This is a genomic window from Pseudomonas kairouanensis, from assembly GCF_004682055.1.
GTDB classification, from domain to species: Bacteria; Pseudomonadota; Gammaproteobacteria; order Pseudomonadales; family Pseudomonadaceae; genus Aquipseudomonas; species Aquipseudomonas kairouanensis.
Genome location: NZ_QUZU01000016.1, coordinates 78,670 through 89,613, shown reverse-complemented (window position 1 = coordinate 89,613; position 10,944 = coordinate 78,670). Strand labels below are relative to the sequence as shown.

The 10,944-nt window shown below is 60.1% G+C and carries 14 protein-coding genes and 1 pseudogene; 9 read left to right on the top strand and 6 right to left on the bottom strand.

Features of this window, described 5'->3' with window-relative positions; translation table 11 throughout:
• The first annotated feature begins 143 nt into the window (after nucleotides 1-143).
• On the top strand, nucleotides 144-761 hold the full coding sequence (locus tag DYL59_RS14950) for a BamJ family beta-barrel-assembly machinery protein (protein ID WP_135289887.1): 618 nt from the start codon (nucleotides 144-146) through the stop codon (nucleotides 759-761).
• 135 nt (nucleotides 762-896) lie between these two features.
• Here DYL59_RS14950 and DYL59_RS14945 read toward each other — a convergent pair whose 3' ends face one another.
• The 3 genes from DYL59_RS14945 to DYL59_RS14935 all read right to left on the bottom strand — a co-directional run bounded on the left by DYL59_RS14945 (nucleotide 897) and on the right by DYL59_RS14935 (nucleotide 2,830).
• Nucleotides 897-1,154, bottom strand: a complete 258-nt coding sequence (locus DYL59_RS14945) for a PA4570 family protein (protein ID WP_003194088.1) — start codon at nucleotides 1,152-1,154, stop codon at nucleotides 897-899.
• Between the two features lie 157 nt (nucleotides 1,155-1,311).
• A complete protein-coding gene (locus DYL59_RS14940; RefSeq protein WP_017254008.1) occupies nucleotides 1,312-1,653 on the bottom strand; it encodes a zinc ribbon domain-containing protein YjdM in 342 nt (113 codons plus the stop codon).
• Between the two features lie 208 nt (nucleotides 1,654-1,861).
• Nucleotides 1,862-2,830, bottom strand: a complete 969-nt coding sequence (locus tag DYL59_RS14935; RefSeq protein WP_032885595.1) for a polyprenyl synthetase family protein — start codon at nucleotides 2,828-2,830, stop codon at nucleotides 1,862-1,864.
• A gap of 239 nt (nucleotides 2,831-3,069) precedes the next feature.
• Between DYL59_RS14935 and rplU the strand changes: the two genes are divergently transcribed.
• From rplU to DYL59_RS14905, 6 genes are all read left to right on the top strand, one after another.
• Complete coding sequence (gene rplU, locus DYL59_RS14930; RefSeq protein ID WP_007950961.1) at nucleotides 3,070-3,384, top strand: 50S ribosomal protein L21; 315 nt, start codon at nucleotides 3,070-3,072, stop codon at nucleotides 3,382-3,384.
• Between the two features lie 34 nt (nucleotides 3,385-3,418).
• Nucleotides 3,419-3,676 carry a 50S ribosomal protein L27 gene (gene rpmA / locus DYL59_RS14925; RefSeq protein ID WP_003176049.1) on the top strand — a complete coding sequence of 86 codons (258 nt, stop codon included), beginning with the start codon at nucleotides 3,419-3,421 and terminating at the stop codon, nucleotides 3,674-3,676.
• Between the two features lie 193 nt (nucleotides 3,677-3,869).
• Nucleotides 3,870-5,093: an Obg family GTPase CgtA gene (gene cgtA / locus DYL59_RS14920; RefSeq protein WP_017735024.1), complete on the top strand. Its 1,224-nt coding sequence runs from the start codon at nucleotides 3,870-3,872 to the stop codon at nucleotides 5,091-5,093.
• Nucleotides 5,094-5,204: 111 nt separating this feature from the next.
• On the top strand, nucleotides 5,205-6,323 hold the full coding sequence (proB, locus tag DYL59_RS14915; protein ID WP_135289912.1) for a glutamate 5-kinase: 1,119 nt from the start codon (nucleotides 5,205-5,207) through the stop codon (nucleotides 6,321-6,323).
• A gap of 14 nt (nucleotides 6,324-6,337) precedes the next feature.
• Nucleotides 6,338-6,802 carry a CreA family protein gene (locus tag DYL59_RS14910; RefSeq protein ID WP_034100556.1) on the top strand — a complete coding sequence of 155 codons (465 nt, stop codon included), beginning with the start codon at nucleotides 6,338-6,340 and terminating at the stop codon, nucleotides 6,800-6,802.
• A gap of 101 nt (nucleotides 6,803-6,903) precedes the next feature.
• Complete coding sequence (locus DYL59_RS14905) at nucleotides 6,904-7,386, top strand: glutathione peroxidase (protein WP_135289886.1); 483 nt, start codon at nucleotides 6,904-6,906, stop codon at nucleotides 7,384-7,386.
• Between the two features lie 11 nt (nucleotides 7,387-7,397).
• On the opposite strand, the pseudogene DYL59_RS31670 reads toward DYL59_RS14905, so the two are convergent.
• A pseudogene (locus DYL59_RS31670) lies at nucleotides 7,398-7,502 on the bottom strand (outer membrane lipoprotein carrier protein LolA); the annotation flags it as partial.
• Between the two features lie 104 nt (nucleotides 7,503-7,606).
• Here DYL59_RS31670 and DYL59_RS14900 point away from each other — a divergent pair.
• Nucleotides 7,607-8,710, top strand: coding sequence for an NADH:flavin oxidoreductase (locus DYL59_RS14900; protein ID WP_135289885.1), 1,104 nt, complete (start codon nucleotides 7,607-7,609; stop codon nucleotides 8,708-8,710).
• Here DYL59_RS14900 and DYL59_RS14895 read toward each other — a convergent pair.
• Nucleotides 8,679-9,881, bottom strand: coding sequence for a glycosyltransferase family 4 protein (locus DYL59_RS14895; protein WP_135289884.1), 1,203 nt, complete (start codon nucleotides 9,879-9,881; stop codon nucleotides 8,679-8,681). The two genes, DYL59_RS14900 and DYL59_RS14895, sit on opposite strands and share 32 nt — an antisense overlap.
• 54 nt (nucleotides 9,882-9,935) lie before the next feature.
• The gene (cysZ, locus tag DYL59_RS14890; RefSeq protein WP_135289883.1) at nucleotides 9,936-10,685 is read right to left on the bottom strand and encodes a sulfate transporter CysZ; all 750 of its coding nucleotides are present in this window, start codon (nucleotides 10,683-10,685) and stop codon (nucleotides 9,936-9,938) included.
• On the opposite strand from cysZ, the gene DYL59_RS31385 reads away from it, so the two are divergent.
• Nucleotides 10,684-10,839 carry a hypothetical protein gene (locus DYL59_RS31385; protein ID WP_167496682.1) on the top strand — a complete coding sequence of 52 codons (156 nt, stop codon included), beginning with the start codon at nucleotides 10,684-10,686 and terminating at the stop codon, nucleotides 10,837-10,839. The two genes, cysZ and DYL59_RS31385, sit on opposite strands and share 2 nt — an antisense overlap.
• Nucleotides 10,840-10,944 lie beyond the last annotated feature (105 nt).

Below are 10,944 nucleotides of genomic sequence, written 5' to 3'. Positions count from 1 at the left end.
GGAGAACGGCGTTGGGGGCCCGGCTGTAGATAGCTATACAGGACAGGGGCGTTCATCAAGGGGGGGTGTTGTGTGCTAGTCTGGCGGCCCTTTTTGATCAGGAGGGCACGGGAAATCGTGTCGTCCTACAGCGGAGCACCTTCATGTCCGACGTTAATCTGTCCACCGACGAAACCCGCGTCAGCTACGGTATTGGCCGTCAACTGGGCGACCAACTGCGCGACAACCCGCCACCGGGCGTGAGCCTGGACGCTATCCTGGCTGGCCTGACTGACGCCTTCGCTGGCCAGCCAAGCCGTGTGGACCAAGAGCAAATGGCCGCCAGCTTCAAGGTCATCCGCGAAATCATGCAAGCCGAAGCGGCTGCCAAGGCTGAAGCGGCCGCTGGCGAAGGCCTGGCCTTCCTGGCTGAAAACGCCAAGCGCGATGGCATCACCACTCTGGCTTCGGGCCTGCAATTTGAAGTACTGACTGCCGGTGATGGCGCCAAGCCAACCCGTGAAGACCAGGTGCGTACCCACTACCACGGCACCCTGATCGACGGCACTGTGTTCGACAGCTCCTACGAGCGCGGCCAGCCTGCAGAATTCCCGGTTGGCGGCGTGATTGCCGGCTGGACCGAAGCCCTGCAACTGATGAATGCCGGTAGCAAATGGCGCCTGTACGTGCCGAGCGAACTGGCTTACGGCGCTCAAGGCGTTGGCAGCATCCCGCCGCACAGCGTTCTGGTGTTCGACGTCGAGCTGCTCGACGTTCTGTAAGGCCTGCTGTTGATTACCTGTAGGAGCGAGCTTGCTCGCGAAAGACGTCAACGATAACGCCGCGTGTCTGGATTAACGCGGCGGATTCAGAGGCTTCGCGAGCAAGCTCGCTCCTACAGGGTTTGGCTGGGTGGCTCATGGATGAAATTTACCATTGAGCTCCGTGGCCGGGCGCAACGCTCGGGCATAGCAGAACAGAAACAGATTGCGCACCACTTCCTTCAGCACCCCAGGTTCACTCGAACTCAAGCCGTTTACGTCCAGGTCACCCTGATCCTGCAACTCGTTGAGTGCTTCCTCTTCCAATACCGCACAGACTTCACCGGTTTCCCGATGCAGGATCCGAAGGTAAGGGTGTGGGCGATCCAGCCAGGCATCTATCAAATAAGTCATGGTCGTTCTCCTTGATGAGTTCAATGAGAATAATTCTTATTCGTAGAATAGCAAGTGCCTATTGGCGGTTTGTGGGTTTTTCTGTGTGGATATTGCGCGGGGTCAAGGGAGAGGGCAAAGCGCCATCCCGCGGCGGGCGCGGGATGGGTGTAGCAAATCAGACTTTGCGGACGAACTCGGACTTGAGTTTCATCGGGCCGATACCGTCGATCTTGCAATCGATATCGTGGTCGCCATCGCACAGGCGGATGTTCTTGACCTTGGTACCGACCTTCACCACGAGGGACGTGCCCTTGACCTTGAGGTCCTTGATCACGGTGATGGTGTCGCCGTCTTGCAGGACGTTGCCCACAGAGTCTTTCTTCACGGTTTCATCGCCGGCTGCTTCGGCTTCGCCATTGGCGGACCATTCGTGGGCGCATTCCGGGCAGATCAGCTGGGCGCCGTCTTCGTAGGTGTATTCGGAATTGCATTTCGGGCAGGGTGGCAACGTGCTCACTAAAGCTCCTTGGGAGTCAGGGATGGCGAAAGGGCGCACATTATATAGGGTTTTGTGGCTGAGGCGGGATGCTGAATTGGCAATGCAAACCTAATGTGGGAGGGGGCTTGCTCCCGATGGCAGTGTGCCAGCCACTGAATGTGTTGACTGATACTCCGCAATCGGGGGCAAGCCCCCTCCCACATTGGTAAGCGTTCGCAGGTATTTCTTAGTGCGTACGCGCGACCGCAAACTCACTCAGCTCAACCAAGGCATCCCGGTATTCGCTGGCCGGCAAAGCTTCCAGGCATTTGATTGCACGGGCTACATAGTCACGCGCCAACTGCGCGGTGTAGTCCAGCGAGCCGGAGGCTTCCACGGCGGCGCGAATGCTTTCCAGGTCTTCGATCCCGCCTTTCTGGATCGCCTTGCGCACCAGGGCAGCCTGTTCCGGCGTGCCTTCGCGCATGGTGTAAATCAGTGGCAGGGTCGGCTTGCCCTCGGCCAGGTCGTCACCGACGTTCTTGCCCAGGGTCTCGGCGTCGCCACGGTAGTCGAGCAGGTCGTCCACCAGTTGAAACGCCACGCCCAGATGATCGCCAAAGGTGCGCAGCGCTTCGGCCTGTTCGGCGGTGGCGCCACATAGCGCGGCGGCACTGTGGGTGGAGGCCTCGAAGAGCATCGCGGTCTTGCCGCGAATCACTTCCATGTAGGTTTCTTCGGTGGTGCTGGCGTCGCGGACCTTGGACAACTGCAACACTTCGCCTTCGGCGATGATGCGCGTGGCCTGCGAAAGGATCTTCATCACCGGCATCGAGCCCAGCTCGACCATCATTTCGAACGAGCGCGAATACAGGAAGTCACCCACCAGCACGCTTGGGGCGTTGCCCCACATGGCATTGGCGGTCTCGCGGCCACGGCGCATGCCGGACATGTCGACCACGTCGTCATGCAGCAAGGTCGCGGTGTGCAAAAATTCGATGGTGGCGGCCAGCAGGCGCAAGTCGTCGCCCTCGCGGCCCAGGGCCTTGCCGCACAGCAACACTAATAAAGGACGCAGGCGTTTGCCGCCAGCCGACGTAATGTAGTCGCCAATTTTGGAGACCAGCGGCACTTTAGAAGTCAGCTGCTGCTTGATGATGCCGTCGACGGCGCTAAAATCGTCCGCGACCGCGCGGTAGAAAGCTTGGGGTTGCATCAGCGACAGTCGCTCCAGAAGGGTTGCGCGGCATGCTAGGACCCTGACCCCCGGGTGTCAAGGCGCGATGGGCGGCCACTTGCAACGCGCCAAAGCCTTGCGTACAATCGCGCACCCTGAACTTCCTGGGCAGCACCTGCCTTACGCAATTGCATTCGGGACGTCCATCCCATGCAGCCATGCCAGCCAATACCTCTTCTTATAAAGAGCTGGGTGAGCAGGATTATCGGAGAAATACCATGTCGTACGCAGTAATTGTTACTGGTGGCAAGCAATACAAAGTCGCCCCAGGTGAATACCTGAAGATCGAAAAACTGGAAGTCGCTACTGGCGAATCCGTTACTTTTGATCGCGTTCTGTTGGTCGCCAATGGCGATGACGTGAACATCGGCGCTCCAGTTGTTGCTGGCGCTACCGTTGTGGCTGAAGTGATCTCCCAAGGTCGTCACGATAAAGTCCGCATCATCAAGTTCCGTCGTCGTAAGCACCACATGAAGCGTATGGGCCACCGCCAGTGGTACACCGAGATCAAAATCACCGGTATTCAGGCTTAATTTCAGCCTAATTCCTCACTAGGAGAATTGACTCATGGCACACAAAAAAGCTGGTGGTAGTACCCGTAACGGTCGCGATTCAGAAGCCAAACGCCTTGGCGTCAAGATGTATGGCGGCCAGAAAATCATTCCGGGCAACATCATCGTGCGTCAGCGCGGCACCCAATTCCACGCCGGTTACGGTGTAGGCATGGGTAAAGATCACACCCTCTTCGCGAAAATCGAAGGCGTGATCAAGTTTGAAGTAAAAGGCGCGTTCAACCGCCGTTACGTGAGCGTTGTCGCAGCTTAATTGCGAGATCGCTGGAAAAGCCCTGTCTTGCGACGGGGCTTTTTCGTTTGTGGGGTGAGTCTCTTGCAAAGCTGTTTGTGACAGGCCCCGGCAGCGAATTTGCGGTCGCTGATTGAGGTCGCTACGCTCATTTTTGCAAGAGTCTTATGTCTTGGTTTTTTAAGCTCGTCCATGCGGCGAGAGGCGTTTTGTTATGAAGTTCGTTGATGAAGTTTCCATCCGAGTAAAAGCAGGCGACGGCGGTAACGGTTGCATGAGTTTCCGTCGCGAAAAATTCATCGAAAACGGTGGCCCCAACGGCGGTGACGGCGGTGACGGCGGTTCCATCTACATGATGGCCGACGAAAACCTCAACACCCTGGTTGACTACCGTTACACCCGGCACTTCGATGCCGAGCGTGGCTCCAACGGCGGCAGCACCGACTGCACCGGTAAAAAAGGCGAAGACCTGGTACTGCGCGTGCCGGTCGGCACCACCATCATCGACTCCGCTACTCAAGAAGTGATCGGCGACCTGACCAAGGCTGGCCAGAAGCTGATGGTTGTGCAGGGCGGTTGGCACGGTCTGGGTAACACACGATTCAAGTCCAGTACCAACCGTGCGCCGCGCCAGACTACCCCTGGTAAGCCGGGCGAACAGCGCGACCTGAAACTGGAAATGAAAGTACTGGCAGACGTGGGCCTGCTGGGCCTGCCGAACGCCGGTAAAAGTACCTTCATTCGCTCGGTGTCGGCCGCCAAGCCGAAAGTGGCCGACTACCCGTTCACCACCCTGGTGCCAAACCTGGGCGTGGTCAGCGTCGACCGTTGGAAAAGCTTCGTAGTCGCCGACATTCCCGGCTTGATCGAAGGTGCTTCCGACGGTGCAGGCCTGGGCATTCGCTTCCTCAAGCACTTGTCCCGTACCCGTTTGCTGCTGCACCTCGTCGACATGGCGCCGCTGGACGACACCAGCGCACCGGACGCCGCCGAAGTGATCGTGAGCGAACTGACCAAGTTCAGTCCGGCCCTGGCCGAGCGTGATCGCTGGTTGGTGCTGAACAAATGCGACCAGATCCTTGAAGAAGAGCACGAAGAGCGCGTCAAGGAAATCGTCGACCGCCTGGAGTGGGAAGGCCCGGTCTACGTGATCTCGGCCATCGCCAAAGAAGGCACCGAGCGCCTGACCCGCGACATCATGCGCTACCTCGAAGACCGCGCCGACCGCCTGGCGGCCGACCCGGTGTTCAAGGCAGAACTGGCCGAACTCGATCAGCAGATCGAAGACGAAGCCCGCGCCCAGCTGCAGGCCCTGGACGACCAGCGTGCCCTGCGCCGCAGCGGCGTGAAGTCGGTTCATGACATCGGCGACGACGATTGGGACGAAGAAGACGTGGATGATGAAGACGGTCCGGAAATCATTTACGTGCGTGACTGATCCGTTGCAGTAAACTTGAACGCCGCTCTCTATAGAGCGGCGTTTTAGTATCCGGGTTTAACGTTATGGGCCGCGCTGGGTCGCGCAGCCCTCAATCTAAGGTTGAAGATGATGCGGAGCAAAGTGACAGGTGCGCAGCGCTGGGTCGTAAAGATCGGCAGTGCGCTGCTGACGGCAGATGGCAAGGGGCTCGATCGCGCAGCCATGAGCGTCTGGGTCGAGCAAATGGTGGCCTTGCATGAGGCCGGTGTGGAGTTGGTGCTGGTGTCGTCCGGGGCGGTTGCCGCCGGGATGAGCCGCCTTGGCTGGACCGCGCGACCCAGCGCGATGCACGAACTGCAAGCCGCCGCCGCCATCGGCCAGATGGGCCTGGTGCAAGCCTGGGAATCCAGCTTTGCCGAGCACGGCCGCCACACGGCGCAGATCCTGCTGACCCATGACGACCTGTCCGACCGCAAGCGCTACCTCAACGCCCGCAGTACCTTGCGCGCGCTGGTGGAGCTCAAAGTCATCCCGGTGATCAACGAAAACGACACCGTGGTCACCGACGAAATTCGCTTTGGCGACAACGACACCCTGGCCGCCCTGGTGGCCAACCTGGTGGAAGCCGACCTGCTGGTGATCCTCACCGACCGCGACGGCATGTTCGACGCCGACCCGCGCAACAACCCCGATGCCCAGCTGATCTATGAAGCCCGCGCCGATGACCCGGCGTTGGACGCCGTGGCGGGCAGCGTGGGCGGTGCCCTGGGCCGTGGTGGCATGCAGACCAAGCTGCGCGCGGCTCGCCTGGCTGCACGCTCCGGTGCCCACACCATCATCGTCGGCGGGCGCATCGAGCGCGTGCTGGACCGTCTCAAGGCCGGCGAGCGCATCGGTACGCTGTTGTCGCCAGAACGCGGCATGCTGGCGGCGCGCAAACAGTGGCTGGCCGGTCATCTGCAAACCCGTGGCACGCTGGTGCTGGATGATGGCGCGGTGTCAGCATTGTCCCAGGGCAACAAGAGCCTGCTGCCGGTGGGCGTCAAGCTGGTGCAGGGCAGCTTCCGCCGTGGCGAGATGGTGGTGTGCGTCGCGCCCGACGGTCGTGAGATTGCCCGTGGCCTAGCCAACTACAGCGCCCTGGAAGCGCAGAAAATCATTGGGCAGTCGTCTGACGCGATTGTGAGTCTGTTGGGTTATATGGCGGAGCCCGAGTTGGTGCACCGCGACAACCTGATCCTGGTTTAACAAAGGAATACACGATGCGCGTAATGAAGGGATTGCTCGGCCTGCTGTTGGCCATGCCGCTGTTGGCGTCGGCCGAAGAAGTCGGCCAGGTGTCGACGGTGTTCAAGTTCGTCGGCCCCAACGACCGGATCGTTGTCGAAGCCTTCGACGACCCCAAGGTTGACGGCGTGACCTGCTACCTGTCCCGCGCCAAGACCGGCGGCGTCAAAGGCGGCCTGGGCCTGGCCGAAGACCGCGCCGAAGCCTCGATTGCCTGCCGCCAGGTGGGCCCGATCCGCTTCAAGGGCGAGCTCAAGGATGGCGACGAAGTGTTCAAGGAGCGCACCTCCCTGGTGTTCAAGACCATGCAAGTGGTGCGCTTCCTCGACAAGAAGCGCAACACCCTGGTTTACCTGGTGTACAGCGACCGCCTGATCGAAGGCAGCCCGCAGAATGCCGTGACCGCGATCCCGATTCTGCCCTGGCCGACCGCTCAGTAACCTGCAGGCGGGTTTTGCAATCGGCGTCTATGATTGCAGGCTTGTGGGCTGTAATCTCGAACGGCCGCAATGCAAAGAACATGGGATATCTGGAGTTCGTCATGAGTGCTTTCCACGACCTGAAACTCAAAGCTTTGGACGGACAAGAGCTGCCACTGGCGCCTTTCAAGGGGCAAGTCGTGCTGGTGGTCAATGTGGCGTCCAAATGTGGCTTGACCCCGCAATACGCGGCGTTGGAAAACCTCTACCAGCAATACAAGGACCAGGGGTTTACGGTGCTTGGCCTGCCTTGCAATCAATTTGCTGGCCAGGAACCGGGTACCGAAGAGCAAATCCGCGAATTCTGCAGCCTCAACTATGGGGTGACGTTCCCCCTGGGCAGCAAGCTCGACGTCAACGGTCCTGATCGCCATCAGCTTTACCGCTTGCTGGCGGGCGAGGGGGCGGAGTTTCCTGGGGACATCACCTGGAACTTCGAAAAGTTCCTGCTGGGCAAGGATGGCCGTGTGCTTGCGCGTTTCTCGCCACGTACCGCGCCGGATGACCCCACCATCGTCCAGGCCATCGAAAAAGCCCTGAGCTAACACCGCTCCCTTGTAGGAGCGAGCTTGCTCGCGAAAAACCTGAGAGCGCCGCGTTCATCCAGAACGCCCGCGTCAGCACTGGCTACTTTCGCGAGCAAGCTCGCTCCTACAGTTATGTGGGCACTTTTACCCTTTAATCACTCAGATCAATAGTGCTATTCAGGCCAGCGTGCGGCCAATATTATCCACGTCATAAACCCGCCTTACGTGGAGCACACCCATGCCAGTCCAAGCCTTGTTCAAACCCTTTCAGCTCGGTGCATTGCAACTGTCGACCCGCGTAGTCATGGCACCAATGACCCGCTCGTTCTCGCCAGGCGGCGTGCCCAACTCCAAGGTCATCGAATACTACCGCCGCCGCGCCGCTGCGGGTGTAGGCCTGATCATCACTGAAGGCACCGTAGTCGGGCATCAAGCCTCCAACGGTTACCCCAACGTCCCGCATTTCTACGGCGAAGCCGCCTTGGCTGGCTGGAAGAAAGTGGTCGACGCGGTACACGCCGAAGGCGGCAAGATCGTGCCGCAACTGTGGCATGTGGGCAGCGTGCGCCGTATCGGTACTGAGCCGGACGCCAGCGTGCCAGCCTACGGGCCGATGGAAAAACTCAAGGACGGCAAAGAAGTCGTCCACGGCATGACCCATCAAGACATCAAGGACGTGATCAACGCCTTCGCCCAAGCCGCCAAGGATGCCCAGGACATTGGCATGGACGGCGTCGAAATCCACGGCGCCCATGGTTATCTGGTGGACCAGTTCTTCTGGGAAGGCAGCAACCAGCGCACGGACGAGTACGGCGGCAGCCTGGCCAACCGGTCGCGCTTTGCCATCGAGTTGATCCAGGCCACTCGCGCCGCTGTGGGCCCGGACTTCCCGATCATCTTCCGTTTCTCCCAGTGGAAGCAGCAGGACTACACCGCGCGCCTGGTGCAAACCCCCGAAGCATTGGCTGAGTTCCTCAAGCCGTTGTCTGAGGCGGGTGTGGATATTTTCCACTGCTCCACCCGTCGTTTCTGGGAGCCGGAATTCGAAGGTTCCGACCTCAACCTGGCTGGTTGGACTCGCCAGCTCACCGGCAAGCCCACCATCACCGTGGGCAGCGTTGGCCTGGATGGTGAGTTCCTGCAGTTCATGGTCAACACCGACAAGGTGGCCCAGCCTGCCAGTCTCGAGAAACTGCTGGAGCGCCTGAACAACGACGAATTCGACCTGGTCGCCGTGGGGCGTGCGTTGTTGGTGGACCCGGATTGGGCCGTGAAGGTGCGCGAAGGCCGCGAGGGCGACATCCTGCCGTTCAGTCGTGAGGCGTTGACGACCCTGGTGTAAGGGGCGAGAGGGCGGGTACTGGGTGCCCGTCCTTGCACACTCCGCGCAACTGGCGCTCGAACTGTTCGATGATCGCCGGCCAGCCCTGGCGGCTCGCCTGCTGGCGCGCGTTCAGGCGAGCCCTGCGCAAGGTTTCCCGCTCCTCCAGTAGCCAGATGGCTGCATCGCAAAACGCGTCTTCATCCCCTGGCATCGCCAACACACCGTTGTAGCCGTGGCGGATATGCTGGCTGGCGGCTGCCTGGTCGTAGGCCACCACACCAAGGCCTGAGGCCATGGCTTCCAGTACCACATTGCCGAAGGTTTCGGTGAGGCTGGGGAACAGGAATAAATCCCCTGATGCGTAGTGCCGTGCCAGTTCCTCGCCACGTTGGGTGCCGCAGAACACGGCATCGGGCAGAGCCTGTTCCAGCTGTGGGCGTTGCGGCCCATCACCGACGATGATCAATTTCAACCGGCGCTGTGGATACGTCGTGCGTAGGGATTGGAAGCAGCGTTTGAGCAGGCCCAGGTTCTTTTCCTGCGCCAACCGACCCACATGCAGCACCGCAATATCATCGTTGCCCAAACCCCAGCACTCGCGCAGGGCGTTATCGCGTTTGGCCGGGTGGAACAATTGGCCGTCTACCCCGCGCGACAGCATGCCCAGGCGCTCGAAATGCCGGCGTTCCAGCTCCAGGCGTTGGCTGGCGCTGGGCACCAGGGTCAGGGTGGAGCGGTTATGAAACCAACGCAGGTAGTGGGTGACCATCCGGCTCAGCAGGCTCAAGCCGTATTGGTTCGAGTACTGCTGGAAATTGGTGTGGAAGCCGCTCACCACACTTATCCCCAGGCGCCGCGCTGCGCGCAAGGCGGACAAACCCAGCGGCCCCTCGGTAGCGATATACAACACATCCGGGCGCTGCCGGGTCCAGCGGCGCAACAATTTGTGCATCGATGACTGGCCCCACTGCAATCCCGGGTAACCCGGCAGCGGCCAGCCGCGACACAGCAGCAATTGATCATCGCTGGGGCGGCTCTGGTCTACGCCCTGACGCGGGCGCACCAATTCGACCTGATGGCCGCGCGCGCGCAAACCATCGCACAGACGGCCAAGGGTGTTGGCCACCCCGTTGATTTCTGGCGGGAAGGTTTCGGTAATCAGGGTGATGTGAAGCGAGGCTATCGTCATGACCCACAGTGTCGCCGTGGGCCATGTCGTCATTGTGTCATTGGGATGATGGATTTATGACTTGGCCATCGCCTCGGCACCCTGCTCACGCACCCAAAACAACGTGGCCCCGGCCACGGCCGCCGGCATCATCAGCAGGTTGACCACTGGCACCAGCAGCACCAGGTAAACGATGCCGCCGAAGCTCATGCTCTGCCAGCGTTTCTGGCGCAGCCAGGCGAGCATTTCGTTCCAGCCCCACTTGTGGTTGTCGGCTGGGTAGTCGATGTACTGGATTGCCATCATCCACACGCCGAACAACAGCCACAGCGGCGCGGCGATGAGGTTGACCACCGGGATGAACGACAGGATAAACAGGGCGATGGCCCGTGGCAGGAAATAGCCCAGCTTGCGCATTTCCCGCGCCAGGGTGCGCGGCACCATGGCGATCAACTCGCCCCAGCTGAACGCCGGGAAGTCATCGGTGCCACGTACCACCACTTCGACTTTCTCCGAGAGAAAACCATTGAACGGGGCGGCGATGATATTGGCGAGCATGGTGAAGGTAAAAAACACCATCAACACCACCAGCACCACAAACAAGGGCCACAGCAGGTAGTTCAGAAAGCTCAGCCAACTGGGCAGCGTCGGCATCAAATGATCGACCCACAGGCTGAACTGGTGGCCGGCGAAATAGATCAAGCCGACGAACAGCACCAGGTTGATCGCCAACGGCAGCAGCACAAACAGGCGCAGGCCTGGGCTGAGTACCAGTTTTAGGCCTTCACGCAGGTATTGCGGGCCGGAAAGGGCAGGGGCGGGCATGGAAAACTCCGAGCAAAGGGGCGAACGCGCCGACCTTACCGGCTTTGCAGCACAGGGGAAAGCCGCGACATCAGCAGTAACAAAGGCGTCGATCAACCATCCCGACTGCATAGAGACCACCTATGAGGTGGATTGTTATTGCGTATTTCCTTAATCTTGCCCCCCTCTATACGCTGCACCCATTATTTTCAGGGCCTGCGAGTTAAAGCCTTCCCCAAGTGCTTCGTGGTCCCTTTTTTATTCCAGCCGCCTTGTTGTC

What these genes read in the sequence shown, in the direction of transcription:
- DYL59_RS14905 (WP_135289886.1), top strand. Translation starts at nt 6,904, where the DNA reads ATGAGTGCTTTCCACGACCTGAAACTCAAAGCTTTGGACGGACAAGAG.
- rplU (WP_007950961.1), top strand. Translation starts at nt 3,070, where the DNA reads ATGTCGTACGCAGTAATTGTTACTGGTGGCAAGCAATACAAAGTCGCC.
- DYL59_RS14900 (WP_135289885.1), top strand. Translation starts at nt 7,607, where the DNA reads ATGCCAGTCCAAGCCTTGTTCAAACCCTTTCAGCTCGGTGCATTGCAA.
- rpmA (WP_003176049.1), top strand. Translation starts at nt 3,419, where the DNA reads ATGGCACACAAAAAAGCTGGTGGTAGTACCCGTAACGGTCGCGATTCA.
- DYL59_RS31385 (WP_167496682.1), top strand. Translation starts at nt 10,684, where the DNA reads ATGGAAAACTCCGAGCAAAGGGGCGAACGCGCCGACCTTACCGGCTTT.
- cgtA (WP_017735024.1), top strand. Translation starts at nt 3,870, where the DNA reads ATGAAGTTCGTTGATGAAGTTTCCATCCGAGTAAAAGCAGGCGACGGC.
- DYL59_RS14935 (WP_032885595.1), bottom strand. Translation starts at nt 2,830, where the DNA reads ATGCAACCCCAAGCTTTCTACCGCGCGGTCGCGGACGATTTTAGCGCC.
- cysZ (WP_135289883.1), bottom strand. Translation starts at nt 10,685, where the DNA reads ATGCCCGCCCCTGCCCTTTCCGGCCCGCAATACCTGCGTGAAGGCCTA.
- proB (WP_135289912.1), top strand. Translation starts at nt 5,205, where the DNA reads ATGCGGAGCAAAGTGACAGGTGCGCAGCGCTGGGTCGTAAAGATCGGC.
- DYL59_RS14895 (WP_135289884.1), bottom strand. Translation starts at nt 9,881, where the DNA reads ATGACGATAGCCTCGCTTCACATCACCCTGATTACCGAAACCTTCCCG.
- DYL59_RS14945 (WP_003194088.1), bottom strand. Translation starts at nt 1,154, where the DNA reads ATGACTTATTTGATAGATGCCTGGCTGGATCGCCCACACCCTTACCTT.
- DYL59_RS14910 (WP_034100556.1), top strand. Translation starts at nt 6,338, where the DNA reads ATGCGCGTAATGAAGGGATTGCTCGGCCTGCTGTTGGCCATGCCGCTG.
- DYL59_RS14950 (WP_135289887.1), top strand. Translation starts at nt 144, where the DNA reads ATGTCCGACGTTAATCTGTCCACCGACGAAACCCGCGTCAGCTACGGT.